At 63.9% G+C, this 25894-nt stretch carries 26 protein-coding genes; 22 read left to right on the top strand and 4 right to left on the bottom strand.

Annotation, left to right across the window (positions count from 1 at the left end; translation table 11 throughout):
* The first annotated feature begins 11 nt into the window (after positions 1 to 11).
* From thiL to ACN0TP_RS09900, 3 genes are all read left to right on the top strand, one after another.
* The gene (gene thiL, locus ACN0TP_RS09910; protein ID WP_417218859.1) at positions 12 to 1070 is read left to right on the top strand and encodes a thiamine-phosphate kinase; all 1059 of its coding nucleotides are present in this window, start codon (positions 12 to 14) and stop codon (positions 1068 to 1070) included.
* Positions 1071 to 1151: 81 nt separating this feature from the next.
* A complete protein-coding gene (locus ACN0TP_RS09905; protein ID WP_417218679.1) occupies positions 1152 to 2612 on the top strand; it encodes an SH3 domain-containing protein in 1461 nt (486 codons plus the stop codon).
* 4 nt (positions 2613 to 2616) lie between these two features.
* Positions 2617 to 3246: a hypothetical protein gene (locus ACN0TP_RS09900; RefSeq protein WP_417218678.1), complete on the top strand. Its 630-nt coding sequence runs from the start codon at positions 2617 to 2619 to the stop codon at positions 3244 to 3246.
* Between the two features lie 21 nt (positions 3247 to 3267).
* On the opposite strand, the gene ACN0TP_RS09895 is transcribed toward ACN0TP_RS09900, so the two are convergent.
* Positions 3268 to 3987, bottom strand: coding sequence for an IclR family transcriptional regulator (locus ACN0TP_RS09895; RefSeq protein WP_417218677.1), 720 nt, complete (start codon positions 3985 to 3987; stop codon positions 3268 to 3270).
* Positions 3988 to 4096: 109 nt separating this feature from the next.
* On the opposite strand from ACN0TP_RS09895, the gene leuC reads away from it, so the two are divergent.
* The 6 genes from leuC (at position 4097) to ACN0TP_RS09865 (ending at position 10599) form a co-directional block, all read left to right on the top strand.
* Positions 4097 to 5572, top strand: a complete 1476-nt coding sequence (leuC, locus tag ACN0TP_RS09890; RefSeq protein ID WP_417218676.1) for a 3-isopropylmalate dehydratase large subunit — start codon at positions 4097 to 4099, stop codon at positions 5570 to 5572.
* 12 nt (positions 5573 to 5584) lie between these two features.
* Complete coding sequence (gene leuD / locus ACN0TP_RS09885) at positions 5585 to 6187, top strand: 3-isopropylmalate dehydratase small subunit (RefSeq protein WP_417218675.1); 603 nt, start codon at positions 5585 to 5587, stop codon at positions 6185 to 6187.
* Positions 6188 to 6332: 145 nt separating this feature from the next.
* Positions 6333 to 7667: a UDP-N-acetylglucosamine 1-carboxyvinyltransferase gene (murA, locus tag ACN0TP_RS09880; protein ID WP_417218674.1), complete on the top strand. Its 1335-nt coding sequence runs from the start codon at positions 6333 to 6335 to the stop codon at positions 7665 to 7667.
* Between the two features lie 6 nt (positions 7668 to 7673).
* The gene (locus ACN0TP_RS09875) at positions 7674 to 8447 is read left to right on the top strand and encodes a lysophospholipid acyltransferase family protein (RefSeq protein WP_417218673.1); all 774 of its coding nucleotides are present in this window, start codon (positions 7674 to 7676) and stop codon (positions 8445 to 8447) included.
* Positions 8444 to 9478 (top strand): NAD(P)H-dependent glycerol-3-phosphate dehydrogenase, encoded by a 1035-nt coding sequence (locus tag ACN0TP_RS09870; protein ID WP_417218672.1) that lies wholly within the window; start codon positions 8444 to 8446, stop codon positions 9476 to 9478. Before ACN0TP_RS09875 ends, ACN0TP_RS09870 begins: the two co-directional genes overlap by 4 nt.
* Positions 9457 to 10599 carry a D-alanine--D-alanine ligase family protein gene (locus ACN0TP_RS09865; protein WP_417218858.1) on the top strand — a complete coding sequence of 381 codons (1143 nt, stop codon included), beginning with the start codon at positions 9457 to 9459 and terminating at the stop codon, positions 10597 to 10599. Before ACN0TP_RS09870 ends, ACN0TP_RS09865 begins: the two co-directional genes overlap by 22 nt.
* 54 nt (positions 10600 to 10653) lie before the next feature.
* Here ACN0TP_RS09865 and ACN0TP_RS09860 read toward each other — a convergent pair whose 3' ends face one another.
* Positions 10654 to 11046, bottom strand: coding sequence for a DUF3515 domain-containing protein (locus tag ACN0TP_RS09860; protein WP_417218671.1), 393 nt, complete (start codon positions 11044 to 11046; stop codon positions 10654 to 10656).
* A gap of 168 nt (positions 11047 to 11214) precedes the next feature.
* Between ACN0TP_RS09860 and ACN0TP_RS09855 the strand changes: the two genes are divergently transcribed.
* Genes ACN0TP_RS09855 through rsmD form a run of 4 tightly spaced genes read left to right on the top strand, consistent with a single transcriptional unit; the run spans position 11215 to position 16010 of the window.
* Positions 11215 to 12246, top strand: coding sequence for an LCP family protein (locus ACN0TP_RS09855; RefSeq protein ID WP_417218670.1), 1032 nt, complete (start codon positions 11215 to 11217; stop codon positions 12244 to 12246).
* A 22-nt stretch (positions 12247 to 12268) separates the two neighbouring features.
* Positions 12269 to 13231: a DAK2 domain-containing protein gene (locus ACN0TP_RS09850; protein WP_417218669.1), complete on the top strand. Its 963-nt coding sequence runs from the start codon at positions 12269 to 12271 to the stop codon at positions 13229 to 13231.
* Entirely contained in the window at positions 13224 to 15434 is a 2211-nt protein-coding gene (gene recG, locus ACN0TP_RS09845) for an ATP-dependent DNA helicase RecG (RefSeq protein WP_417218668.1), read from the top strand. Before ACN0TP_RS09850 ends, recG begins: the two co-directional genes overlap by 8 nt.
* A 6-nt stretch (positions 15435 to 15440) precedes the next feature.
* Positions 15441 to 16010, top strand: a complete 570-nt coding sequence (rsmD, locus tag ACN0TP_RS09840; RefSeq protein ID WP_417218667.1) for a 16S rRNA (guanine(966)-N(2))-methyltransferase RsmD — start codon at positions 15441 to 15443, stop codon at positions 16008 to 16010.
* Here the strand turns inward: rsmD and ACN0TP_RS09835 are convergent.
* Together ACN0TP_RS09835 and ACN0TP_RS09830 are read right to left on the bottom strand one after the other, a co-directional pair.
* A complete protein-coding gene (locus ACN0TP_RS09835) occupies positions 15987 to 16733 on the bottom strand; it encodes a spermidine synthase (protein ID WP_417218666.1) in 747 nt (248 codons plus the stop codon). The genes rsmD and ACN0TP_RS09835 overlap by 24 nt on opposite strands.
* A gap of 41 nt (positions 16734 to 16774) precedes the next feature.
* The gene (locus ACN0TP_RS09830) at positions 16775 to 17983 is read right to left on the bottom strand and encodes an aminotransferase class I/II-fold pyridoxal phosphate-dependent enzyme (RefSeq protein WP_417218665.1); all 1209 of its coding nucleotides are present in this window, start codon (positions 17981 to 17983) and stop codon (positions 16775 to 16777) included.
* 78 nt (positions 17984 to 18061) lie between these two features.
* On the opposite strand from ACN0TP_RS09830, the gene coaD reads away from it, so the two are divergent.
* The 9 genes from coaD (at position 18062) to tagD (ending at position 25881) form a co-directional block, all read left to right on the top strand.
* Entirely contained in the window at positions 18062 to 18535 is a 474-nt protein-coding gene (gene coaD, locus ACN0TP_RS09825; RefSeq protein WP_417218664.1) for a pantetheine-phosphate adenylyltransferase, read from the top strand.
* Positions 18536 to 18579: 44 nt separating this feature from the next.
* Complete coding sequence (gene galU / locus ACN0TP_RS09820) at positions 18580 to 19482, top strand: UTP--glucose-1-phosphate uridylyltransferase GalU (RefSeq protein WP_417218663.1); 903 nt, start codon at positions 18580 to 18582, stop codon at positions 19480 to 19482.
* A gap of 175 nt (positions 19483 to 19657) precedes the next feature.
* A complete protein-coding gene (locus ACN0TP_RS09815) occupies positions 19658 to 20668 on the top strand; it encodes an LCP family protein (protein WP_417218662.1) in 1011 nt (336 codons plus the stop codon).
* Between the two features lie 13 nt (positions 20669 to 20681).
* Positions 20682 to 21527, top strand: coding sequence for an ABC transporter permease (locus ACN0TP_RS09810; RefSeq protein WP_417218661.1), 846 nt, complete (start codon positions 20682 to 20684; stop codon positions 21525 to 21527).
* A gap of 229 nt (positions 21528 to 21756) precedes the next feature.
* Positions 21757 to 22515: an ABC transporter ATP-binding protein gene (locus ACN0TP_RS09805; RefSeq protein ID WP_417218857.1), complete on the top strand. Its 759-nt coding sequence runs from the start codon at positions 21757 to 21759 to the stop codon at positions 22513 to 22515.
* Positions 22515 to 23582, top strand: coding sequence for a glycosyltransferase family 2 protein (locus tag ACN0TP_RS09800; RefSeq protein ID WP_417218660.1), 1068 nt, complete (start codon positions 22515 to 22517; stop codon positions 23580 to 23582). The genes ACN0TP_RS09805 and ACN0TP_RS09800 overlap by 1 nt, the downstream gene beginning before the upstream one ends.
* Positions 23579 to 24400: a CDP-alcohol phosphatidyltransferase family protein gene (locus tag ACN0TP_RS09795; protein ID WP_417218659.1), complete on the top strand. Its 822-nt coding sequence runs from the start codon at positions 23579 to 23581 to the stop codon at positions 24398 to 24400. Before ACN0TP_RS09800 ends, ACN0TP_RS09795 begins: the two co-directional genes overlap by 4 nt.
* A gap of 66 nt (positions 24401 to 24466) precedes the next feature.
* Complete coding sequence (locus tag ACN0TP_RS09790; RefSeq protein WP_417218856.1) at positions 24467 to 25321, top strand: glycosyltransferase family 2 protein; 855 nt, start codon at positions 24467 to 24469, stop codon at positions 25319 to 25321.
* A 98-nt stretch (positions 25322 to 25419) separates the two neighbouring features.
* Complete coding sequence (gene tagD, locus ACN0TP_RS09785; RefSeq protein ID WP_417218658.1) at positions 25420 to 25881, top strand: glycerol-3-phosphate cytidylyltransferase; 462 nt, start codon at positions 25420 to 25422, stop codon at positions 25879 to 25881.
* Positions 25882 to 25894: the final 13 nt, after the last annotated feature.

Here is a 25894-nt window from a genome sequence, read left to right as displayed (position 1 = left end):
CATCCGATGACATGCAACTCACCGTCGCCGGGCTGGGGGAGTCCGGACTTCTGGAACGCATCCTTCCCCGGCTCCACGGTGCAGACATGCTGCTCGGGCCCGGCGACGACGCGGCGGTGATCGAGGCACCCGGCGGCCGTTTCGTTTTCACCGTCGACACCCTGGTCCAGGACCAGGACTTCCGGCTTCTATGGCGCAACGGCTACCGCAGTACCGGCTACGACGTCGGTTGGAAATCCGCGGCCCAAAACCTCTCGGACATCAACGCCATGGGGGCAGTGGCCACCGCAGCTGTCATCAGCCTCACGCTGCCGCCGGCCACCCCGGTGGTATGGGCCGAAGGCATCGCCGAGGGTTTCACTGCAGCCGTCCGTGAGTTGGGCGCTCAGCGCTGCGGTCTGGCCGGCGGCGACCTGAGCTCGGGCGGGGAGTTGTCGATCACGGCTGCCCTCACCGGGTCCCTGACAGGACCCGCCGTCCTGCGCAGCGGCGCGCGTCCAGGCGACGTCGTGGCTGTGTGCGGCGTCCTCGGGGCGGCCGCCGCTGGCCTGTCCCTGCTGGAATCTGAGTTGCCCCATGCGACGCTCGACGATGCCGCGCGGAACCTTGTCGCGCTGCACTGCCGCCCGCGTCCACCGCTGTGGGCGGGTCCTGCCGCGTCCGCGGCAGGAGCCAATGCCATGATGGACATCTCCGATGGACTGGTGAGGGACGGAGGACGCATTGCCCGCGCCAGCTCTGTCGCCATCAACCTGGAAGCGGCAGCGCTCCATCGCCTGCTCGCCGAGATGTCGTCTGGGGGAATCGACGTGACGGCTGCAGCAGAGCGGCTCGGCGGCGACGCCTTGGACTGGGTGCTGGCCGGGGGCGAAGACCATGGCCTGCTGGCTTGTTTCCCGAGAAGCACGACGCTTCCGGCAGGTTTCCACCCTGTTGGCTCGGTCGTAGAAGCTGGGCAGGTCACAGAACACTCAGGTACGGGCGCCCCGCCAGTGCTCTTGGATTCCCAGCCACTCCAGGAGGCGCGTGAAGCCCTCCGCGGACCAGGCTTTGACCACTTCGGCGGATAGAATTCTCATTCCCCCATTTGTGGGCTAATCTGCTTTTCAGGTTTGCTCGTACAGCTGGATAAATGGGGGAGAGGCGCTTTCATGGGGCCATGGGGGTACACGTTTTCGCGCGGTCGCGGAAACGACGGCACCGGGATCGACGAGATGGGGCGTCGCCTCAGACGAGGTGCCGGCGTCGTCCTGAGCCTGGTCCTCCTGGGTGCTCCCGTCATTCCGGCCCACGCTGTGGAAATGGCCGTGGTCGCGGCGCCGCAACAAGGAACCCTGACGTCGTCGGGGGTGCCCCAGATGTCCTCGGCCTCCCCGGTCGCCGCTGGGCTGAGTGTTGCTCGGGCCACCACGGCGAAAACTGTCCGCACGACGGCGAACGTCCACCTACGGACCGGGGCGGCCACCAAACACCGCAGCCTAGCCGTCCTGAAAAAGGGCACCGTCGTGGTCCCCACCGGCAAGAAATCGGGACAGTGGTGGCGGGTCAAGGCGGCCGGCAAGACCGGGTGGGCCAGCTCGAAGTACCTCAAGACCACCACGAAGACCACCGCACCGAAAACGGTCTACCGGTACATGACGAAATACACGATCCTGCAGAAGTCGGCATCCACATCCTCGACGGCGGTGACCGGGATCCAGCGCAGGACGCGTGTTCAGTATCTGGGCAGCTCGGGCGCGTGGCGTCAGGTCAAGGTCAACACCAAGACCGGCTACGTTCCAGCGGCCTCCTTGTCCGACAAGAACCCGGCACCCGTGTACCGCTGGGCGAAGTCCTCCATGGCGGGCTTTGCGACGATCCGAGCCGGCGCCAAGAAGACGGCGACCTTTTCCAAGGACACCAAGGTCGAATGGTTCCGATCCACATCCGGCTGGGACTACGTCAAGTCATCTTCCGGCGCAGGCTGGGTCAGCTCGGCTGGCTTGAAAAAAAAGCCCGTGAGCATCCTCAAACCCAAGGCCTACCGGTGGGCCACCAGCAAGGTCAATGTCCGGACCGGCGACGGCACCAAGCACCGTTCCCTGGGGACCATCAATGCCTGGAGCAAAGTCGAATACCTCGCGACCCGCTCCGGATGGTCCAACGTCAAGACGACCCGGGGAACCGGATGGATCAAGAACACGTACCTCTCCACCCATGACCGCTACGACGTCGCGGTCTACGGGACATTGCGCCACGGGCAGTCCGCCTACTTCCTGATCAAGGGCAAGACGTCCTCCGAGAAAAGGACCACCGTCGTCGGACACAACCTCTACCTGCGACGGGACAAGACCTGGTGGTCCTACATGGTCCCCGGCACCCAAACTGGGCAGGTAGTCGTCGAGCGCATGAAGTTCAAGCCGTCACTCCACACCGCCACGCTGAGGAACATGGACAGCTGGGAGCGGTTCGACCCGAAGAAGCCGTTGGACAACCAGAACTACAACCGCAAGCTGGTCACCGACGCCTCCGGGGCCAAGGTCTGGGCCTACGTGGCGTCGAAGAAGATGGCCACCTACATGAAAAAGTCGGGCATTCCCGTGGCGTCCGGCGATTACCTGAAGAGGTACTGAGACAATGAACATCAAGCGCACCCTCTGTGTTGCCGGTGGCGCCGTCGTCCTGGCGGGGTCGGTGGTTCTCGGAACCGTGGCTGCCCAATCGACGAAGGCACCCGAGCTCCAGCAGCAGGGCCCCGAAGCCCTGAGTGTGGACCCGTCCAGCGGTGCCGACGTCACCACGGACCGGTTGGACAACGTCGAAAAGGACGTCGGAGACGCTGCCGTCCTGGCAGCCGAAGACGGAAAGAAGCTCTTCTCCCTGGAAGTCAGCAAGATCACCGTGGCACGGGATTGTCCCGCCCGCGTCGGCAATTTCCGAATGACCCCGGAGAATGGCACCTTCCTCATCCTCGATGTCGAAGCCAGCCTGGACCGCGGCATCTCGAAGGAAGTCTCCGGCTCTGCGGATGAGCTGTTCATGCCGCTGGTGTCCCAAGCCTTCTCGGTCACTGACCCCCACGGGGTCATCGACCGGAAAGTGGCTTCCGAATCGGCCTGGGGCTGCCTGGGCGACGACGTATTGGCACCCGCGCTGGTCAACCCCGGACAAAAGGTCAGCGGCAAGATCGTGCTGGATGTCCCGTACGAGAGCGGAACGGTGGTCTACGACCCCAACAGCAATGGTGGGTGGAGCTGGCCATACTGAGCGTTGCGGCCAGACGGGCGGCTAGGAGGATGGCTTCCTCAACGCCTCGCTGAGCTGGGCGGCGATCCGGCAGACGATCTCCGAATGCGCCTTGCCCGGTTGGCGGGTCAGACGTTCGATGGGCCCGGAAATGGAGACCGCGGCGATGACCCTCCCGGACGGCCCGCGGACGGGGGCAGAAACCGAGGCGACGCCCTGTTCGCGTTCGCCGAGTGACTGGGCCCAACCCCGACGGCGGACCCCGGCCAGAATGGTGGGGGAGAAGCGGGCATGGTTGAGCCCATGGAGCAGGCGCTCGTGGTCCTCCCAGGCCAGGAGGACCTGGGCGGCAGATCCGGCCTTCATGGATAGCTGGGTTCCCACCGGGATGGTGTCGCGCAGGCCCACGGGGCGTTCCGCCGAAGCCACGCACACTCGGTGGTCGCCTTGGCGGCGGAATACCTGCGAACTCTCGCCGGTGGCATCGCGGAGCTGGATCAGCAGAGGACCTGCCGCGGCGATCAACCTGTCCTCGCCGGCTGCCGAGGCCAGCTCGACGAGTCGGCTGCCCAACATGAAGCGTCCGTGGATGTCCTTGGCCGCCAGCCGGTGATGCACCAGCGCCTGGGCCAGCCGGTGCACGGTCGGCCTTGAGAGGCCCGTCGCGGCCACCAGCTGCGCCAGGCTGATGGGTCCCGCCTCGAGCGAGTCGAGGACGAGGGCTGCCTTGTCGATGACTCCGACTCCACTGGGTGTGTCCATGATTTGATACTACCGTCTCAGCATTTGAGATGCACGGCGAAGTGCTGGCACTGCATCGTCGAGCGGTGGTTTCCTTGGAGGGAGGCAAGATTCCAGGAGGAAAACCGATATGTCGTCACCGCAGGTATCCGTCGGAGCGTCGCAGACGCTGGCCGAAAAGGTGTGGAATGCCCACGTTGTCCAGGAGGGCGGCGGTCAGGGCGACGCCAAACGGCCGGACCTCATCTACATCGACCTTCACCTGATTCACGAGGTCACCTCCCCTCAGGCCTTTGAGGGACTGCGTTTGGCCGGGCGTCCGCTGCGCCGGCCCGATCTGACCATCGCCACCGAGGACCACAACACGCCGACGCTGGAAATCGACAAGCCCATCGCCGATCTGACGTCGCGAACACAGATCGAGACGCTGCGCAGCAATTGCGCCGAATTCGGCGTCCGGCTGCACCCGCTGGGCGACAAGGAACAGGGGATCGTCCACGTGGTCGGACCCCAGCTCGGCCTGACCCAGCCCGGGGTCACCGTCGTCTGCGGTGACTCCCACACCTCCACCCACGGGGCCTTCGGGGCTTTGGCGTTCGGCATCGGAACGTCCGAGGTCGAGCACGTCATGGCCACCCAGACGCTTTCGCTCAAGCCGTTCAAGACCATGGCGATCAACGTCGAGGGAACGCTGCGCCCCGGCGTCACCTCCAAGGACATCATCCTGGCCGTCATCGCCAAGATCGGCACTGGCGGCGGTCAGGGCTACGTGCTGGAATACCGTGGCTCCGCCATCCGTGCGCTGTCCATGGAAGCCCGCATGACCATCTGCAACATGTCCATCGAGGCCGGCGCACGCGCGGGCATGGTTGCGCCGGACCAGACGACCTTCGACTACCTCCAGGGCCGCCCCCACGCACCCCAAGGGCAGGACTGGGACGCCGCCGTCGAGTACTGGACGACGTTGCGCACCGATGATGACGCCACCTTCGACGCCGAGGTCAACATCAACGCCGACGAGCTGGAGCCCTTCGTCACCTGGGGGACCAACCCCGGACAGGGCGTTTCACTTTCCCGGCCGGTTCCCGCGCCGGAGGACTTCGAGGACGAGAACGCCCGCGCCGCCTGCGAACGGGCGCTGGAATACATGGGACTGACCGCGGGAACCCCGATGAAGGACATCCGCGTGGACACCGTCTTTTTGGGGTCGTGCACCAACTCCCGCATGGAGGACCTGCGCACCGCAGCAGAGATCATCCGAGGACGGCAGAAGGACCCGGACATCCGCATGATCGTCGTCCCCGGGTCCGCCCGGGTGCGGCTGGAAGCCGAAGCCGAGGGGCTGGACCAGGTCTTCAAGGACTTCGGTGCCGAATGGCGGTTCGCCGGCTGCTCCATGTGTCTGGGGATGAACCCCGACCAGCTGGAAGAGGGGGAGCGCTGCGCCTCGACCTCCAACCGCAACTTCGAGGGCCGGCAGGGCAAGGGCGGGCGCACCCACCTGGTCTCGCCCCTGGTCGCCGCCGCCACCGCGGTCCGCGGCACGCTCAGCTCACCCTCCGACCTGGACCCGATCGACGGCGCAGCCGCCGCATCCGCCGCGTAAGGACACCCGAACATGGAAAAGATCACCACCCACACAGGTGTCGGCGTGCCGCTGCGCCAATCAGACGTCGACACCGACCAGATCATCCCCGCCGTCTACCTCAAACGCATCACGCGCACCGGCTTCGATGACGCGCTCTTCGCCCGCTGGCGCAAGGATCCCGAGTTCGTGCTCAACCAGGAGCCCTACTCCGACGGTTCGGTCCTCGTGGCGGGCCCCGACTTCGGCACCGGCTCCTCCCGCGAGCACGCGGTCTGGGCGCTGAAGGACTACGGATTCCGTGCCGTGCTGTCCTCCCGGTTCGGGGACATCTTCCGGGGGAACTCCGGCAAGCAGGGCTTGGTTGCCGCTCAGGTGGCCCAGGGTGACATCGAGCTCATTTGGAAGGAACTGGACAACCACCCGGGGACCACCGTCACGGTGGACCTCGAATCCCGCACGGTGAGCTGCGGATCGATCACCGCGCCCTTCCAGATCGACGACTACACCCGGTGGCGGCTGATGGAAGGACTGGACGACATTGGGCTGACGCTTCAGCAGGAACCGGACATCACCGCCTATGAGGCAACGCGGCCGACCTGGAAGCCGAAGACCCTTCCCGCCCGGCACTCCTGAGCCCGGTCGGCACGTCCTTCCGCTGGCAGCGAATCACCGCTCCGGAATGGCTCCGTGTTCCGGAGCTGGCGTGCCCCCGGGCTGTATGCTTACCGGGAACCTTCGGAGATTTCGAAGAACCCAGACAAGTGTGAGGTTTTGATACATGGGCAAGGTCCTGACTATCCACGGCGGAGTGCCGCTGAAGGGGAGAGTAAAGGTCAGGGGGGCCAAGAACCTGGTTCCGAAGGCCATGGTGGCCTCGTTGCTGGGCAATACGCCGTCGGTACTGCGCAATGTGCCGGAAATCAAGGACGTCGACGTCGTCACCAGCCTGCTGCAGATCCACGGGGTCAAGGTCAGCAAGGATCCGGGCACGGGTGACCTCACCCTGGACCCGCAGGGAGCCAAGACCGCCCCGTCGAACGAAATCGACGCGCACGCCGGCGACTCACGTATCCCCATCCTCTTCTGTGGTCCGCTGATCCACAGCATCGGTGAGGCGTTCATCCCCGACCTCGGTGGATGCCGGATCGGCGACCGGCCCATCGACTTCCACCTGGAGGTCCTGCGCAATTTCGGTGCCGTGGTGGACAAGCGCCCCAATGGCATCGCCATCAGCGCCCCGCATGGCCTCAAGGGTGCCAAGGTCGCGCTGCCCTACCCCAGCGTCGGCGCCACCGAGCAGGTCCTGCTCACCGCGGTCCGCGCCGAGGGCATCACCGAACTCAGCGGCGCCGCCGTCGAACCCGAGATCATGGACCTCATCGCCCTGCTGCAGAAGATGGGCGCCATCATCACGGTGCAGACCGATCGCGTCATCCGCATCGAGGGTGTACGGGAACTGCACGGCTACAACCACAAGGCCATCCCCGACCGCAACGAGGGCGCCTCTTGGGCTTCCGCTGCGCTGGTCACCCGCGGCGACATCTACGTCGAGGGCGCCGACCAGCAGGACCTCACCTCGTTCCTGAACACCTACCGCAAGGTCGGTGGCGATTTCGAAGTCCACGACGACGGCATCCGTTTCTTCCACCCCGGCGGCGAGCTCAAGCCCCTGGTGCTGGAAACCGACGTGCACCCCGGATTCATGACCGACTGGCAACAGCCGCTCGTGGTGGCCCTGACGCAGGCCCACGGCGTCTCGATCGTCCACGAGACCGTGTACGAGAACCGGTTCGGGTTCACCGATGCCCTGGTACGCATGGGAGCCACCATCCAATTGCACCGTGAGTGCCTCGGTGCAGTTCCCTGCCGCTTCGGCCAGCGGAACTTCCAGCACTCGGCGGTCATCACGGGGCCGGTGCAGCTCGTCGGCCGGGACATCGACATTCCCGACCTCCGCGGCGGATTCTCCCACCTCATCGCGGCCCTGGCGGCCGACGGGACGAGCCACGTGACCGGCATTGAACTGATCAGCCGCGGCTACGAGAAGTTCCTGGACAAGCTCCATGGCCTCGGAGCCCGCGTCGAAATCGGCGAAACCGCCGACGTCGCGTAAGCGGTCATGGACGGACAACAGGGGCAACGGCTCGTCTTTGGACTGATGGCCGGTATTGCCAGACCGCTCATGAACCTGCTCATGGCCAAGACCTGGATGGGCTTCGAGAAGTTGCCGGCGGGCGGGTTCATCGCCTGTCCGAACCACGTCACGGAGATCGACCCCGTGGTCGTCGGGCATGCCTTCTACAACCATGGGAGGCTACCGCGTTATCTGGCGAAGGAATCCCTGTTCAGGGTGCCGGTGATCGGCAAGGCGCTGCGTGCCTCGCGCCAGATTCCGGTGACGCGGTCCTCCAGCAGCGCAAACCGATCCCTGGCCGTCGCGCGGGAAGTCCTTGACGCCGGCGACGTGATCATCATCTATCCGGAGGGGACGCTGACGCGCGACCCGGATGAATGGCCGATGCGCGGACGCACGGGCGCTGCCCGGCTGGCCCTGCAAACAGGGGCGCCCGTCGTTCCGATTGCCCACTGGGGGGCGCAACAGGTGCTTCCGCGCTACGGGAAGTCGCTCAGGATATTTCCCCGCAAGCGCGTCCGCGTCCTGGTCGGGGCCCCAGTGGACCTTTCGGATCTCCGCGGCCAACCAATGACCCGGACTGCCCTCAACGAGGCAACGACCCGGATCATGGATGCCCTGACGGACGGTGTAGCCGAGCTGCGTGGCGAAACACCACCCACGACCCGGTGGGATCCGAACGAGCACGGACAGGCAGCCACCGGGCGCCTGTCCATTGACGAGAAACCCGCATCCGATGACCAGGAAGGCACACGATGAGGCCCGCCGCCCCCCGCAAGATCGCCGTCCTCGGCGCAGGCAGCTGGGGGACGACCTTCGCCAAGGTCCTCGCCGATTCCTGCGCCAACGACGGGACGGCCGTCCAGCTCTGGGCACGCCGAGCCGAGGTCGCCGAAGAAATCACCACCCGGCACACCAATGCCACCTATTTGAAGGAAACCAGGCTCCCGCACAACATCACGGCATCCGACGATGCCGCGGCGGTGCTGGACAGTGCCGAAATGGTGGTCCTGGCGGTACCCGCACAGCAGCTCCGCCAACAATTGCGGGAGGTCGGTCACCTCATTCCCGCAGGGTCAGTGATCGTCTCCCTGATGAAGGGGCTCGAACGGGAAACCGACGCCCGCATGACCGAGGTCATCGCCGAGGAACTGTCCTGGCCGCAAGACGCCATCGCCGTGGTCTCCGGGCCCAACCTGGCCATGGAAATCGCCCGGGAGGAACCAACCGCCTCGGTCGTGGCCTGCCCGGATGAGGACACCGCGGCGTGGATCGCCAACGCCTGTTCGCCCGAATATTTCCGGCCGTACACGAACACGGACCTCATCGGTGTCGAGATCGGTGGCATCGTGAAGAACGTCATTGCCCTCGCCGTGGGCATCTGCGATGGACGTGGCATGGGGGACAACACCAAGGCCTCAGTCATCACGCGCGGTCTCGCCGAGACCACCCGACTGGCGCTGGCTGTCGGCGGCCAGCTGGAGACGATGTCCGGGCTCGCCGGTCTCGGTGACCTGGTCGCCACGTGCTCATCACCGCTATCGCGGAACCGGACGGCCGGCCGACACCTCGGCAGCGGCCTCAGCCTCGATGACGTCAACGAGGTGATGACCCAGACGGCGGAAGGCATCAAGTCGGCACGCGCCGTACTGGACCGGGCTCACAGCGTCGACGTGGAAATGCCCATCACCGAAGCAGTGGTCATGGTCCTCGAGGGCCACCTCACGGTCTCCGACATGGCCGAACGCCTGTTGGGACGCGAACTCAAATCCGAAGGAGAAGCCTCATGAGCCAGGAGAACAACGCCAGGACACGGGTGGCCCTGCTCTTCGGTGGCCGCTCACCCGAACACGCCGTCAGCTGCGTCACGGCCGCGGGCATCCTGCGCGTGCTCGACCCCGCAAAATATGAGGTCGTTCCCATCGGCATCACGCGCCAGGGCCAATGGACAATCACCGAGGCCGACCCTGAATCCTGGTCGCTGAGTTCCGGAAGCACCCCGGAGGTCGAGCCCAGTGGGGAATCCCTGCAGTTGGCCCGGACCAACGGGGGCAGCGAGCTGATCGGGCACAGTTCAAAGGGTGCCTTCCGGAGTCTGGGATCGGTCGACGTCGTCTTCCCCGTACTGCATGGCTCCTTTGGCGAGGATGGGACAGTCCAGGGTCTACTCGAACTCGCGGACATCCCATACGTGGGTTCTGGCGTTGCCGCCAGCGCGATCGGCATGGACAAGCACTTCGCCAAGCTGGCCTTTGAAGCTGGCGGACTCGAAGTGGGTCCCTACGAGGTGATCACCGACAAGCAGTGGCAGCGGGATCGGGAGCGTTGCCTCCAGCGTGTGGCGCGTTTGGCCTACCCGCTCTTCGTCAAGCCCGCACGGGCCGGATCCTCCGTCGGGGTGAGCCGCGTCGCCGATGAGGCTGGTCTCGTTGAGGCCGTCGAGGCGGCCCGCGAACACGACCCGAAGGTCATCATCGAACAAGGAATCGGCGGCCGCGAGATCGAATGCGGCGTCCTCGAAGGGCGCGGTGCGGATCTGCCCCGCACATCGTTGCCCGGGGAAATCGTCGTCACAGCTGGAGCGGATACGTTCTACGACTTCAACGCCAAATACGTTGATGGGGGAGCCGCCGAACTCAGCTGCCCTGCCGACCTGCCCCCGGCGCAGGTCACTGCAATCCGCGAACAAGCCGCTATCGCCTTTGACGCCATTGGCGGGGAGGGGCTGGCCCGGGTCGATTTCTTCTACACCACCGATGGCCGGTGGGTGATCAATGAGATCAACACCATGCCCGGGTTCACCCCCATCAGCATGTACCCGCGCATCTGGGGCGAGACCGGGATTGCGTACGCCGAGCTGGTCGACGAGTTGATCTGGCTGGCCTTGAACCGGCCGACCGGTCTGCGCTAGCCGGACTCATCCCCGGGCACGAACATTCCGTGCACGGCGGCGCCCCAGGGTGCGTCAGGGAAGATCTTCAGATTTTTCGAGCGTGCTGCACTGACGGTCAGCCGGTATGCGTTCAGCGGCACTGGCCAGTTGGGCCAGCACGGAGCTGGACGGGACCTCGTCTGGATTGAACAGTACCTCGGTGGCAGGAGTCCTCCCGTAGGTCGTCAACGTCCACGCAGCCTCGCCCTCTTTGGCCACCCAATCGACCCCGTTGACGGACACACAGGGATCGGTGGTGGGGCCCGGCACATTCACGCCGCACCGGAGGATGATCTTCGACGGATCGCCCCAGACTGCGGTGGCCTGGCTGGTCGTGTCCCGCAACTTGTATCCGGCGACCTCATCCGGCATCGTCACCATCATGTCGGCACAGCGCGGATTCGACGCGTCACCTGCCGGTTCCACATTCGCCGGCGATGAACACCCGGCCAGGGCCAACCCCGAACCGAGAAGGAGCAAGGCAGGAACCGCGCGGTAGCGGACAAGGAGATCAACAGGCAGACGCACCCATCCACTGTATCGCGTCTGGTCACCGCTAGGATGGGACGGCAAGCATGGCTACGAAAGGCTGACATGTCCGAAGAGAACATGGATTACGACTACGGGCAACCGGAGCGCAAGAAGAATCATCCGGTCCGGGCGACGATCATCACGTTGTTGTCACTCGTCGTGATCGCTGCCATCGTTGCCGGGGGGTATCTGTTCTCGTTGGCCAAGAGCTTTGACAACAAGAGCGAGAAGATCGAATCGGCGTTCCCAGCCGAGACGCTGCGTCCAGAAAAGAAGGACACTTCCGCCAAGAACATACTTTTGCTCGGTAGCGATTCAGGTGGCGGTTCAGGCGAAAAAGAAAACCTGAATGGTGTACCAAACGCAGGACGCTCGGACACCATCATGCTGGTGCATGTACCTGCCGACCGCAAGGATGTCTTCGTCACGTCGATTATGCGCGATACCTGGGTTCCGATTCCAGGCAAGGGCACGCACAAGATCAACGCCGCTTTTTCCTACGGCGGGGTGCCATTGGCAGTGCAGACCATTGAGACCCTTCTTGACACGCGTATCGACCATGTCGCATCCATCGACATGGAAGGTTTTAAAGGCCTAACGGAGGCCATTGGGGGCGTCGACGTCAATGTCCCGACGAGCTTCACTTCCGGGTATGGCCACTACGACTTCACGGCTGGCAAAACGCATTTGGTCGGCGATAAGGCTCTGGCCTTCGTTCGCGAACGGAAATCGTTCAAAGATGGTGACTACCAGCGTGTGAAGAATCAACAGAGCTTTATTAAAGCAGTGGTTTCGAAGCTGATGACTCCCGAAACACTGGCCAACCCGGCCAAGCTTTCAGACGTAGTCAACGAAATTTCTCCCTACGTCGCTGTCGACGAAAGCTTCGGTGCAGTTGAAGTTGGCAAACTCGGAGTGTCACTGGCAGGTGTGCGCAGCAAGGACATGCACTTCTTCACGCTGCCGAACCTCGGCACGGGGCGCTCGGCGGACGGGCAGTCCATCGTGCTTCCCGACAATGACGCCATCGATGAATTGGCCACCGCCTTGTCACACGATAACGTCGACGAATTCGTGCGTTCGCACGGGCTCTAACCGTCCCGTAAGGGGAAAATACATGACCGGCAAGATCGCCACGGGAGTGCCTGCGGCTGCTGCGTGGCTGGAGTCCATGGTGGGCTCGCTGGCCAACCACAGCGACCGGCTGGATGCCATCAACATCTTCCCCGTGGCGGACGGCGACACAGGATCGAACCTCTACCTCACGGCCCGAACCGCCCACGACGCTGTCTCCGTTCTGGAATCCGATGACCTGGGAGACTTCCTGGCCACGGCCGGCCGGGCGGGGATGGAGTCCGCTCGCGGCAACTCGGGGACACTTTTGGCCGTCTACCTCGTGGGCTTCTCCGAGCCACTGCGGGGGCACCAACGATTGACTGGTCCACTTCTGGCAGCGGCACTAGAACGAGGTCGGGTCCGGGCCTGGTCGGCCCTGAGCGATCCGGTACCGGGGACCATGCTCTCCGTGGCCGAGGCCGCCGCCCGGGCGGCGACCGGCGCCCTGACCGCCTCCACGGCCGACCCATCCAGCCGGGCGCATCTGCGGGAAGTCCTGGACGCCGTGCAATCCGCCGTCCTGGCCTCCGTGGTCAGTACGGAGAGCCAGCTCGGGGCACTGTCGACGGCCCGGGTCGTTGATGCCGGAGCCGTGGGCATGATGCTGGTCATCGACACCTTGTACGCTGCAGTCACCGGCGACGGGCTCGACGAATCGCGGTATACGCCGCTGCACGGGTATGGGATCCAGGACCCGCACATCCACTCCGTCAGCGAGGCCGAGGAGGGCGTCGAAGTGATGTGCACCATCGCCCTGGACGCCTTGGAGGCGGCCACGTTGAGGGCGCGTTTGGACTCCATCGGGACGTCGGTGGTGATGAGCGCCGTCAGCGACGGAGCCGACGGCTACCGATGGCGTGTCCACGTCCACGCCCCACGGGCCGAGGAGGCCCTCGACGCCATGCGCCAGGCCGGTGAACCGGTCAACATCTCGGTTACCGACCTGTGCACCCACGATGACTGACTCGACCTCATTCGGCCCGGCCACGCCTCTGCGGAATGCCGTCGGCGAGAAGTCAGCGGAATCCGTCCGCAAGGCCTTCGGGTACGAAAGCTGCGGTGACTTGCTGCACCACTTCCCGCGCCGGTACCTCGACGTCGGGGAGCTGACCCGCATCGTGGAGTTGCCGCTAGGTGAACCAGTGACCATCGTGGCTCGGGTCGTCTCCTCGGAACAGCGCAGGATGCAGCGACGCAAGGGCATGATCCTGCAAGTCACCGTCGAGGACGAACTCGGACAGGCCCATGGTCGGCTGACCATGACCTTCTTCAATGGCTACAAGGCGGCCAAGGACCTGGCTCCCGGCACCGTGGCGATGTTCAGCGGCAAAGTCGGGGTGTACCGGCAAACGCTCCAGCTGGCCCAGCCCGAGTATGCCCTGCTGGAAGCAGCTGAAGAGGCCGAACCCCGGCCGATTCCCATCTACCCGGCCACCGCGGCGGTCCCCAGCCAGGCGTTGCGCGCCATGATGGCCGTAGTCTTGGCCGGGGTTAATGCGGATGCCTATCCGGACCCGGTGCCTGGATTCCTCCGGGCAAAACACCAACTGCCGGAATTGGCACGTGCCCTGCACGCCGTCCACGCCCCCGAGACCGTGGCGCAGGGCGAAGCCGCCAAGAACCGGTTCCGCTACGACGAGGCCCTCGTCCTGCAGCTGGCGTTGGCCGAACGGCGGGCCCATCGGTTCAGGCAACCGGCCACCGCGCGCGTCGGGGGCATCGATGGCATTCTGAACCGCTTCGAGGACTCGCTGCCCTTCACCCTCACCGCGGGACAGGTCACCGCCGGGCTGGAGATCTCCGCGGATCTCGCCCGGGACCGGCCCATGAACCGGCTCCTCCAGGGCGAGGTCGGTTCCGGCAAGACGATCGTTGCACTGCGTGCCATGTTGCAGGTCATTGACTCGGGAGGCCAGACCGCCCTGATGGCGCCGACTGAGGTCCTCGCCCAGCAGCACTTTGCCTCGATTTCCCGGATGCTCGGCCCCCTCGGCCGCGGAGGCCAACTTGACGGGGATCCGGATGGCACCCGCGTTGACCTGTTGACTGGTTCCATGCCCGCAGCCCGACGCAAGGAAGTCCTGTTGCGCGTCGCCTCTGGTGAAACCGGAATCGTGATCGGCACCCACGCCCTGCTCTCGGACAACGTGTTCTTTGCCGAACTCGGTCTCGTCGTCGTCGATGAACAACACCGCTTCGGTGTCGAACAACGCGATATCCTGCGCGCGAAGGGCAAGTTGCAGCCGCACATGCTGGTCATGACCGCGACCCCGATCCCACGCACGGTCGCCATCACCGCCTTCGGGGACCTGGAGATCAGCAGCCTGGCCGAGTTGCCCTCGGGCAGGGCACCGATCAGCACGTACCTGGCCAATCTCCAGGACGACCGGTACCGCGACCGGATGTTCTCCCTGATGCGCGAGGAAGTCGCGAAGGGCCACCAGGTCTACCTGGTCTGCCCACGCATCACGGAACAGGCGAGCGAAGAGGACATGGTCCCGGGAACCGAGGACGCGAAGGACGCTACCGGACCGTCGGACATGCCGATGCCGCCCAAGGCAACTGTCGAGGAGATGTTCGAACGCCTTAGCGCCATGGCACAGTTTGCCGACGTCCAGATCGGCATGCTGCACGGGCGCATGGCCACCGAGGAAAAGGCCGAAGCCATGTCCGGATTCGAATCGGGGGAGACCGACATACTGGTGTCCACAACGGTCATCGAGGTCGGCGTCGACGTCCATAATGCCACCGCCATGGTCATCCTGGATGCGGATTCCTTTGGTGTCTCGCAATTGCACCAGCTGCGCGGCAGGGTGGGTCGCGGTGGATTGCCGGGGACCTGCCTGCTGGCTACCTGGCTGCCACCGGGGCATCCCTCCCGTAGGAGGCTGGAAGCGGTGGCCGCGACCACCGATGGGTTCGAGCTGGCAGAAGCCGACCTGGCCGAACGCCGGGAGGGCGACGTCCTAGGCTCCCGGCAGTCCGGAGGCCAGAACACCTTGAAGGTCCTTCGCGTGGTGCGTGACCGCACGGTCATCGAGGCCGCCCGCGTCGACGCCGAGCAGATCGTGGCCAGCAGTGGTGGCATGGCAGCACATCCGGATTTGCGCGAGCTGGTCCATGGTTGGGTGGACGAGGACATGCAGGCATTTTTGGAACGAGGATAGGCGAACGTGGGACGAATCATTGCCGGGGCCGCCGGCGGGCTGGGACTCAAATCGGTGCCCGGTGATGCCACCCGGCCCACCACCGACCGGGTCAAGGAAGCGCTCTTCTCCCGGTTGGAGAGCCGTGACGAGCTGGAAGGCTCCCGCGTCCTGGACCTGTACGCGGGATCTGGGGCCCTCGGGGTGGAGGCCGCCAGCCGCGGTGCACGAGCCGTTGTCCTGGTCGAGCAGGCGCCCAAGGCGATTGGCATCTGCCAGGCCAACGCCGCCCTGGTGAACAAGCAACTGCGGTCCGATGCCGTGCTGGTGCGCCGCGGGGCCGTGAACTCCTTCCTGGCTGCCGAGGGGGAGTCGGGACGGGGCTGGGATCTGATCTTCATGGACCCTCCCTATCCGCTGACCGAGAGTGAGCTCGCCGCCACCCTGCAGGCGCTCGTCCCGGTGCTCGACGACGGGGCCCTGGTGGTGCTGGAACGCTCCAGTCGGTCGCCCGAACCCACCTGGCCCGACGGGCTGGAGGCGGTGGCGTCGAAAAAGTACGGCGAAACGATCCTATGGTTTGCGGAACCCATCTAGTTCGAGACCGGTCAAGATGCTGCCGGGATGGGGGCCGCTGGAGCGCAAGGCTTCCAGCTGCCCGGCATCCCACGGGGTATCGGTTCCCATGAGGATGAAGTTCCCCGGAAAACGCCCGCTGAACAGCTCCGTGGGTGCAGCCACCGTGGTCTGCCGGTAGGTGGCTTCCATGGCGCGCAGCTGCTGGCGCACGAACTCCAGCGGCGGATCATCGCCGACGTTGATCAGGGCGATGCCGCCCGGTGCGAGCATCCGCTGGATCTCGAGGTGGAAATCATCGGCACGCAAATGCCCCGGGGCATCCGCCCCCGCGAAGACATCCAAGACGACCGCATCGAATTGTTCGCCTGCCAGCTCATCGGCGAGGACGGCGCGGGCATCGGCGATGACCAGGCGTAGCCGGGACGCATCGGTGACGGGAAGGGTGTCCACGACGAATCCGAGCAGCTCACGTTCGGAATCGACAGCGACCTGTTCGCTGCCCGGACGGGTGGCCGAGAGGTAGCGGGCAAGGGTCAGTGCGCCGGCCCCCAGGTGCAGGACCCTCACGGGGGTGCCAGGGTCGGCGAGGAGGTCCAGGTGGTTGGCCAGACGGCGCAGGTACTCGTAGAAGATGCTGGCGGGCTCGGCGAGGTTGACGTGGGACTGCTCCGCGCCGCCGATCGAGAGGACCCAAGCACCTGGAACCCAGGCATCCGGGGCGATCTCGGCGTGCTGCCCCACTCCGGCGAGCCACCTCCGTCGCATATCCTGCGGTGGCGAGCTCACGCGAGCTGGGCTTGTGGCAGGCCGGCGAGGCGTCGGGTGGCCTCGGTGAGGACACCGGGCCGCTTGCAGAAGGCGAAGCGCATCAGCGTGCGTGTGGCCCGTGCACCCTCCTCGTGGCAGAACACCGAGAGCGGGATTCCCGCCACCCCGATGGCCTCGGGCATGCGGCGGGCCAGATCGGCCGCGTCGTCGAATCCCAGCGGGGCAACGTCAGCGACCACGAAGTACGTTCCCCGGGGCCGGTAGACGGTCATCCCTGCAGACTCGAGGCCATCGGCCAGCTGTCGTCCGCGGTCGCCCAGGGCGGCGGCAAAGTCGGCGAAATAGCTGTCCGGCAGTTGCAGGGCCCTGGCCACGGCCGGCTGGTAGGCGGGGCCAGAGCTGTAGGTCAGGAACTGCTTGACGGTGCGCACCGCGGCGATGAGCTCTGCCGGCCCTGAGGCCCAGCCGACTTTCCATCCGGTGTAGGAGAAGGTCTTGCCGGCCGAGGAGATACTGATGGTCCGGTCCCAGGCCCCGTCGATGGAGGCCACGGGGATATGGGGTGAACCGAAGGTCAGGTGCTCGTAGACCTCGTCGGAAACGATGATCGCGTCGTGGCGGATGGCGAGCTCGACGAGGTGTTCGAGGACGTCGCGGCCGAAAACAGTACCGGTGGGGTTGTGGGGGTTGTTCAGCAGGATCATCCGCGTATTGGCGGTGACGATTCGTTCCAGGTCTGCCGGATCCGGCTGGAAGTCTGGTGCCCGCAACGGTACTGTCCGATGGATGCCTCCTGCCAGGGCAATCGTTGCGCCGTAGGAGTCGTAGAACGGCTCGAAGGTCACGACCTCGTCACCCGGGTTGACCAGGGCGAGCACCGAGGCCGCGATGGCCTCGGTGGCGCCGGTGGACACCGCAACTTCAGTGTCCGGGGCGGGGGAGAGGCCATAGAAGCGCTCCTGGTGTGCGGCAATCGCCACGCGCAGTTCGGCAATGCCGGCTCCGGGGGCGTACTGGTTGTGATCGCCCATGATGTTCTCCGCTGCCGCGCGGGCCATGAACTCCGGGCCGTCGGTGTCCGGGAAGCCCTGTCCGAGGTTGATCGCGTCGTGCCGGCCGGCCAGGACGGTGATCTCCTCGAAGATCGTGGTAGCCAGGTGGCCGTCGGAGCCGAGAAGGTTCGCACCCTGTGCGGTGCGCTGCCAAGGAAAACTAGGGGACACGGGCACCAGTATGACAAGGACACGACCCAGGTGACGACTATTGCCGGTCATCGTCGTGGTGATTGGTAGATTGCAGGTATGCGCCGAGCCGTCTGCCCCGGATCCTTCGATCCCATCCACAAGGGACACGTGGAAATCATTGCCCGAGCCAGCAACCTCTTCGATGAGGTGGTCGTGGCCGTGTCGACGAACTATGCCAAGAAGTACCGCTTCGACCAGGAGGAGAGGATCGCGATGGCCAGCGAGACTGTCTCCGGTCTGGCCGGGATCACCGTGGTGCCGATGGGGGATGGGTTGTTGGCCGATTTCTGCCGAGAGGTGGGCGCCGACGCCATCGTGAAGGGCCTGCGCTCGGTGGTGGACTACCAATATGAAATCCCGATGGCCTCCATGAACCGGCACCTGACCGGAGTGGAGACCGTGTTCATTGCTGCGGACAACCGGTATGCGCACCTCTCATCGAGCCTGCTGAAGGAAGTCCAGGGTTTGGGTGGCGACGTCGACGAGTACCTTCCGCGGTCCGTGGTGAACCGGTTCCGCCATGGACACTGACGTTTTGTCCATTGGCTGTCACCTGATCTTGTAAAGTCGGTTCCATGACTGAGACCACGCGCATCACGAAAGCTGTGATCCCCGCCGCGGGCCTGGGGACCCGCTTCCTGCCCGCCACCAAGGCCATGCCGAAGGAAATGATTCCCGTCGTCGACAAGCCGGCCATCCAGTATGTGGTGGCCGAGGCGTCGAAGGCGGGCCTGAGTGACGTCCTGATGATCACCGGGCGCAGCAAGCGGGCCCTGGAGGACCATTTCGACCGGGTTCCCAGCCTCGAAGCCGTGCTCGCCGACAAGGGCGACACCAAGAAGCTGGAGCTGGTCCAAGAGGCCACGGCACTCGGCGACATCCACTACGTTCGACAGGGCGACCCCCAGGGGCTGGGCCACGCGGTGTTGTGTGCCAAGCTGCACGTCGGCGACGAACCCTTCGCCGTGCTGCTGGGGGATGACCTGATCGATGAACGCGACGAGCTGCTCAGCGAGATGATCCGCGTCCAGCAGGAAACCGGCGGTTCGGTCATCGCCGTCATGGAGGTCGAGCCATCGCAGATCGGTGCGTACGGCTGTGCTGACGTCACCGTTGTCGAGGGCAAGGACTACGTGCGGGTCAACGGGCTGGTGGAAAAGCCGGACCCCACCGAGGCCCCCTCCAACCTGGCGGTCATTGGACGTTATGTTCTCCACCCGTCCGTCTTCGAGGTCCTGGAACGGACGAAGCCGGGCCGCGGGAACGAGATCCAGTTGACGGATGCCTTGCAGGAACTGGCCGCCAGCGACGCTCCGGGCGGCGGTGTGTACGCCGTGGTCTTCCGCGGTCGGCGCTATGATACCGGCGACAAGTTGAGCTACATCAAGGCAGTCATCTCGTTGGCCGCAGAACGCGAGGACCTGGGCGGGGACCTGGTTCCCTGGCTCAAGGACTTCGTCGCGGGGCTGGACCGTTAGACTTCCCCTACCGCAGGTGCACAGCTTGTTCCCAGAAATGGGCCTTAAACTTGCTGTTTCACCACCGACTATTTGACATGGGTCGACCAACCGCTCCACATGGTGTCGCGGATGTGTCCCCACGGGAGAACACTTGAAGAGCTCAGGGCCTGAACCGGAGTATGTCGCGCGCCGCATGGCGCCACCGAAGAAGCACCGGGCTCGGACGGTTCTCATCGCCGTCGCCTCAGTTGTCGTCATTGCCGTCATGGTGGCCGGCGGGTACGTCCTGACGTTGGCCAACACCTTTGACGGCCAGACGGAGACGCTGGCCTCGGCGTTCCCCGACGAGGAAGGGCGCCCGGTCAAGGATCCCGGTGACTCGTCGATGAACATCCTGCTCATGGGAGCGGACTTCGGCGGTGCCAACCAGGTGACCGGCAACGTCCTTGAACACGGCGGGACCGGCCAGCGATCGGACACGATGATGCTGGTGCACGTCCCGGCCGACCGCAAGGGCGTCTACGTCATGTCCGTCATGCGCGACACCTGGTTGGAAATCCCCGGGCATGGGCAGAACAAGATCAACTCCGCCATGGCCTTCGGCGGTGTCCCGCTCGTCGTCCAGACATTCGAGGGCCTCTTCGACACGAAGATCGACCACGTGGCCGTGGTTGATTTCCAGGGATTCCGCGACCTGACGACTGCCTTGGGCGGCGTCAAGGTCAAGAACGACATCGCCTTCACGGCCAACGACACCGACTACTTCTACCCCGTGGGTGAATTGAACCTTGAAGGCGACCGCGCCCTGCGATTCGTTCGTGAACGAAAGTCCTTCATCGACGGCGACTACCAGCGGGTGAAGAACCAGCAGAAATTCCTCAACGCCGTCATCGACAAGATGCTGGCCGCGAAGACGCTCACCAATCCGGCAACGCTCTACCAGGTCATCGACAAGGTGTCCCCCTATCTGACCCTGGACCAGTCATTTGACGCGCAGACGATCGCAGGACTCGGGCTCCAGCTGAAGGACCTCCGATCCGATGACGTCCACTCCTTCACCCTCCCCACGGCCGGGACCTCCCGATCGGCTGATGGCCAGTCGATCGTCCTTGAAGACAAGCAGGCAGTCGAAAGTGTGGGGAAGGCATTGCGCTCGGATACGATGGATTCTTACTTCGGTAAGCTAGATACCCCAACAAAATGAGGAGCAAAAGCGCATGACGGTGGTCAGTTCCGTCAGCCCTGAGGGGCTCCATCGCGTCGGCGCACGTCCGAAACTCATCCCGTATATTCGGCAGGCATGGGGTAGGCGCGATTTTGCCTACGAATTGGCGCGAAGCCGGATAGAGGCGAGTAACGGTCGAAATAGGCTGGGGATGTTGTGGGTTGTCCTCAAACCAACCTTGAATGCCTTGATGTACGGAGCAATTTTCGGAGTTCTTCAAGGATCCAGTAAGCCACCTGGCTTTCCAATGTACGTCGTCATTGGCGTCTTTCTCTTTGAATTTTTCAGCCAGTCCATGAGCCAAGGTGCGAAGTCCATCACCGGCAATACTGCCTTGGTTCAATCGTTGTCGTTTCCCCGCATCACACTTCCACTGTCGACGGTTTTGCAGCAGCTGCTGACCTTGGTCCCCATGCTGGGTGTCATGTACGTCTATTGTCTGATTCTTGGTGCGCGGCCCAGTTGGAGCTGGTTCCTTGTCCTGCCGCTCGTCGCAATCTATACGCTCTTCAACACGGGTGTGGCGTTGGTCTGTGCACGCCTCACCGTCCATGTTCGCGATCTGACGCACCTACTTCCGCTGTTGACTCGCGTACTTTTTTACACATCTGGTGTGCTGTTCTCCGTGGACCGCATTCTCAAAATGTTCCCCGTGATGATCACACTTTTTGATTTCCACCCCATTTACCAGACGTTGCAAATCGCCAGAGGTTGCATCATGGGCACCGATTATCCGGTGGAATATTGGGCCTTTCTCTCGATCTGGTCCGTTCTCATGCTGGCCTTCGGGGTCATCTTCTTTTGGAAAGCCGAGGAACGCTATGGACGAGTCGACTAGTTTTGAAGAGCTGATTCGTCCGCGAGGGCCAAGATCGAGCGCGCAGCGGGGGGGCCTCGCAGGAATTGCCGCGGAGCAAAAGCAGGCCGAGGTCTCGGCAGGGCGTCCAACTGCAGGTCCACGCAAGGAACGGAATAGTGGGGCCGCACGAAGAGTCTCCCGGCGCCCAAAGAACGCGACGTCCGCGGCAAGCATTCGTAGTAAGTCAACGGAAGATCCGGATGGCCAAATTGTGGTGGTCGGCGCCGACGAGGGGCGAAAGCCGGTCGTCGTCGTAGAGGATCTTCACGTGCGCTACAAGGTGTACTCCAGTGGTAAATCGGCGGGACCTGCCGCTGGCCGACGTCTGCTGACGACTACTCGGGGGCTACGCGAAGTGCACGCGGTGAAGGGTGTCTCCTTCACGGCGTACGAAAACGAATCTATTGGCGTCATCGGTTCCAACGGTTCAGGAAAATCCACCTTGATGCGCAGTATCGTGGGTCTGACACCGCCGGCTTCTGGCGCGGTATACGCGTCCTCAAGGCCGAATATGCTGGGCGTTGGCGCCGCATTGATCCCGGATCTTTCCGGGGACAAGAACATTACTCTTGGTGGGCTGGCCCTCGGCTATAGCCGCAGGGAAATCGAGAAAATGCGGCACGATATCGTCGATTTTGCTGAGCTTGAGGAATTCATTGATCTGCCCATGCGCACATATTCATCGGGAATGTCTGCACGCCTGAAATTTGCGATCGCCGCTTCAAAGCAACATGAGATCCTCATCGTGGATGAAGCTTTGGCCGTCGGTGATGCACGTTTCCGGAAACGCAGTGAGGCTCGTATTCGGCAAATCAGAGAGGATGCCGGAACGGTTTTCCTCGTCTCCCACTCCATGAAGTCGATCCTCGATACGTGCAACCGGGTGCTTTGGATCAATAAGGGTGTCCTGGAGATGGACGGCGAGGCGAAGGAAGTCGTCAAGGCATACCAGGAATCAAAGAAGTAATGTCTGAGGAACCGAAGCCAGCGGTATCCTATGTGATGCCGGTGCTCAACGAATCCGAATACGTCCGTGATGCTGTGTTCGGGGTGCTGTCCCAGCAATATGAGGGCTCCAAGGAGATAGTTATTGCCCTCGGGCCGAGCACTGACGGGACCACTGAGATAGTGCAACAGATGGCCGCGGAAGATTCACGGATCAGGTGGGTCGACAACCCAGCGGGCCGGACCCCAACCGGGCTAAATCTAGCGATCAAGGCGGCGGCGTCTCCAATAATCATCAGAGTCGATGCCCATAGCGTTTTGGAAGTGGGATACACCCGACGAGGGGTTGAAACCCTCCTGCGGACCGGTGCAGCAGACGTTGGTGGGCGTATGGACGCAAAGGGTAAGGACCCGTTTCAGCGTGCGGTGGCCGCAGCTTATAATTCACCTTTCGGCCTGGGGGGTGCTGCTTATCATTCCGGAGCACCCGATGGCCCAGCCGAGTCAGCCTATTTGGGTATTTTTCGTCGGGATGTATTTGATCGGGTGGGTTTCTACGACGAGACTCTCTGGCGAGGTCAGGATTGGGAGATGTGTTTGCGCATTCGCAATTCTGGCGCTCAAGTTTGGTTTGATCCCCAGCTAACAGTTACCTACTACCCGCGCGACAGCTTCCGTCGGTTGGGTTCCCAGAGCTATGCAGCTGGCGTGTGGCGCGGGGAGTTGGCCCGGCGATATCCAGAGGGAAAGTCGTTGCGGCATTTCGCACCGCCGCTCATGGCAGGGGCCCTCGTGGCCGGCGTTGCTGCATGGTTGTTACCCTCGAAAAAAGTTTCAACAGCTGGCCGCTTTGCGCTACGAGTACTACGTTCCTCCTCGTTCCTTTATGCGGGGATCGTCGCGACTGTCGCAGTTCGTGCAGATCTCGAAACCACTAAGGAACGGATACTGCTAGCGGGAGTGCTTCCTTCCATTCATTTCCCTTGGGCGTGGGGATTCGTCAAGGGCCGGGTGCAAGGAGCTGGTCAGACTACAGATCAGAGCAGGCAGGCACATCCGGTGGCTGATCCGTCGATGGAGCGCGCATGAGCTTTGACCCGTCGCGGCCGCAGCGTCCCACGTTGGAGCAGCTCCGAGCCGTCTGCCAGCCTCCCGAGGTCCGCGCCCGGCGGAACGCGGAACACTGGACCGCTGAGCTCTACCTGCGGCATATCTCCATCTACCTCACCGCACTGCTGATACGCACCCCGATTTCCGCCAATGGCGTGACCGGGCTGATGATCCTCTCCGGATGGGCGATGTCTGCCGCGTTGTTCATTCCGGGCATCTGGGGCCCGCTCCTCGCCGTCGTGCTTTCGCAGTTGCAGCTGTACTTCGACTGCTGTGACGGCGAGGTCGCGCGTTGGCGCCAAACCCAGGGCCCCAAGGGCATCTTCATCGACATGGTCGGCCACCACACCACCGAGGCCCTCTTGCCCATTGCCCTGGCCTTCAGGATTGCCCTCGGACACGAGCACGATACGGCAGGACTGGACTACCGGATCCTGTTCATCGGCGCCCTGGTCGCCGTGCTCCTGGTCCTCAACCGGTCGTTGAGCCTCATGGTCCACGCGGCCCGTGGCATGGCGGGTCTGGGCAAGTTGCCCGACACCGGCGAGGCCCGGGCCATTCCTGCGGCTTCGGTATTGGGCAAGCTGCGCCGCGCCGCACGCTTCCTCCCCTTCCACCGGCTGCTCCACGCCGTCGAGCTCAGTTTGCTGGTCCTGGCCGCGGCTATCGTGTCTGCGGCCATTGGCCAGCCGGGAACCGCCGAGAGCTGGCTGCTGTGGCTGCTGCTTCCCGTCACCCTTTTCGTCAACCTCGGGCACTTCGTTGCCAGCATGGCCTCATCCCGTCTCAGCGCCTAGGAGGCAGCCTTGGCCCCCCGCGGCTCCATTACCACCCCACCGTCCATCGGCGTCGTCATCCTGACCATGGGGGACCGGCCGAGCGAGCTCCGGAGGGCGTTCGCTTCCCTGGAGTTCCAGCTGGGCGTCGACATCGACGTCGCCGTGGTGGGAAATGGGTGGGACCCCGTGACGATGCCCGGGGGGCTTCCCGAGGGCTTCACCGCCGTCTTCCTGGAAGAAAACCTGGGGATCCCTGCCGGTCGCAACGCCGGCGTACCCCACGTTCGTGGGGAGTTCATCCTCTTCCTGGACGACGATTCCTGGCTCCCGGACACCGACTTCCTGTCCGAGGCGGTGGCCCGTTTCCGCAAGTACCCGGACATGGGCATGCTCATGCCGCGTATCGCCGATCCCGACGACCTGGAATCTCCCCGCCGCTGGATCCCACGGCTGAACAAGCGGACCGCCCAGGACTCAAGCAACATCTTCCATGTGGGGGAGACCTGCCTGCTGTTGCCCCGGGAGGTCTTCAAGGCCACCCGCGGGTGGGCCGGCGGGTTCTGGTACGCCCACGAGGGCATTGAACTGGCCTGGCGGGTCTGGGACACAGGACACCGCGTCTGGTATGCCGGGGACCTGCGGGTCTGCCACCCGGTCGTCGATCCACGACGCCACGGGGAATTCTACCGGCTCAATGCCCGAAACCGCGTGTGGCTGGCCCGGCGGAACCTGCGTTGGCCCTTCAGCTGGGTCTATGTCGGGTCGTGGACGCTGATCAACATCTTCCGACTGCGACGTGACCGCAACGGCCTGCGCCAGCATCTTGCAGGGCTGGTCTCCGGATACCGGACGTCGCCCTGGTACCAGGAACCCCGTCCGAAGCTCAGCTGGCATACACACCTGCGGATGACCTTGGCCGGACGGCCCCCGATCATCTGACGCTACTCGGCGCGAACACGGGTTGAATGGTGGGTGAACGCTGGATGAGGGTCGTCTAGAGTGATGGTGGACATTTGGTACTCGACGTGAGGTAACCCATGAGCAAAACCGTATTGACCTACGGAACCTTCGATCTCTTCCACATCGGCCATCTCAACATCCTGAAGCGGTTGAAGGACAAAGGGGACCACCTCATCGTCGGCGTCTCCACCGACGACTTCAACGCCATCAAGGGCAAGAAGCCGATAGTACCCTTCGAGCAGCGCATCGAAATCGTCCAGTCGATCCGCTACGTCGACGAAGCCATTCCGGAAGAGAACTGGGAACAGAAGCGACTGGACATCGACAAGTACGACGTCGATGTCTTCGGCATTGGCGATGACTGGCGGGGGAAATTCGACGACCTGGAAGACCGGGTCGAAGTCGTCTACCTACCTCGGACCAGCGGCATTTCCACGACGGAGATGAAGCGTGTACTGAGTGCCTTCGACGAGCGGCACGTCGCCGAATTGAAGAAGACCCTGGACAGCATCAGCCAGATCGTCAAGGAACTGAGCTAGCCTCCAGCGACAT

This window comes from Arthrobacter sp. (assembly GCF_048266065.1).
Lineage (GTDB): Bacteria > Actinomycetota > Actinomycetes > Actinomycetales > Micrococcaceae > Arthrobacter_H.
This window is presented reverse-complemented; position numbering and strand designations above follow the sequence as displayed.

Bases quoted from the DNA above. Each gene is read 5' to 3' on its own strand.
- thiL (WP_417218859.1), top strand. From the start codon at position 12: ATGCAACTCACCGTCGCCGGGCTGGGGGAGTCCGGACTTCTGGAACGC.
- ACN0TP_RS09905 (WP_417218679.1), top strand. From the start codon at position 1,152: ATGGGGCCATGGGGGTACACGTTTTCGCGCGGTCGCGGAAACGACGGC.
- ACN0TP_RS09900 (WP_417218678.1), top strand. From the start codon at position 2,617: ATGAACATCAAGCGCACCCTCTGTGTTGCCGGTGGCGCCGTCGTCCTG.
- ACN0TP_RS09895 (WP_417218677.1), bottom strand. From the start codon at position 3,987: ATGGACACACCCAGTGGAGTCGGAGTCATCGACAAGGCAGCCCTCGTC.
- leuC (WP_417218676.1), top strand. From the start codon at position 4,097: ATGTCGTCACCGCAGGTATCCGTCGGAGCGTCGCAGACGCTGGCCGAA.
- leuD (WP_417218675.1), top strand. From the start codon at position 5,585: ATGGAAAAGATCACCACCCACACAGGTGTCGGCGTGCCGCTGCGCCAA.
- murA (WP_417218674.1), top strand. From the start codon at position 6,333: ATGGGCAAGGTCCTGACTATCCACGGCGGAGTGCCGCTGAAGGGGAGA.
- ACN0TP_RS09875 (WP_417218673.1), top strand. From the start codon at position 7,674: ATGGACGGACAACAGGGGCAACGGCTCGTCTTTGGACTGATGGCCGGT.
- ACN0TP_RS09870 (WP_417218672.1), top strand. From the start codon at position 8,444: ATGAGGCCCGCCGCCCCCCGCAAGATCGCCGTCCTCGGCGCAGGCAGC.
- ACN0TP_RS09855 (WP_417218670.1), top strand. From the start codon at position 11,215: ATGTCCGAAGAGAACATGGATTACGACTACGGGCAACCGGAGCGCAAG.
- ACN0TP_RS09850 (WP_417218669.1), top strand. From the start codon at position 12,269: ATGACCGGCAAGATCGCCACGGGAGTGCCTGCGGCTGCTGCGTGGCTG.
- recG (WP_417218668.1), top strand. From the start codon at position 13,224: ATGACTGACTCGACCTCATTCGGCCCGGCCACGCCTCTGCGGAATGCC.
- coaD (WP_417218664.1), top strand. From the start codon at position 18,062: ATGCGCCGAGCCGTCTGCCCCGGATCCTTCGATCCCATCCACAAGGGA.
- galU (WP_417218663.1), top strand. From the start codon at position 18,580: ATGACTGAGACCACGCGCATCACGAAAGCTGTGATCCCCGCCGCGGGC.
- ACN0TP_RS09815 (WP_417218662.1), top strand. From the start codon at position 19,658: ATGGCGCCACCGAAGAAGCACCGGGCTCGGACGGTTCTCATCGCCGTC.
- ACN0TP_RS09810 (WP_417218661.1), top strand. From the start codon at position 20,682: ATGACGGTGGTCAGTTCCGTCAGCCCTGAGGGGCTCCATCGCGTCGGC.
- ACN0TP_RS09800 (WP_417218660.1), top strand. From the start codon at position 22,515: ATGTCTGAGGAACCGAAGCCAGCGGTATCCTATGTGATGCCGGTGCTC.
- ACN0TP_RS09795 (WP_417218659.1), top strand. From the start codon at position 23,579: ATGAGCTTTGACCCGTCGCGGCCGCAGCGTCCCACGTTGGAGCAGCTC.
- ACN0TP_RS09790 (WP_417218856.1), top strand. From the start codon at position 24,467: ATGGGGGACCGGCCGAGCGAGCTCCGGAGGGCGTTCGCTTCCCTGGAG.
- tagD (WP_417218658.1), top strand. From the start codon at position 25,420: ATGAGCAAAACCGTATTGACCTACGGAACCTTCGATCTCTTCCACATC.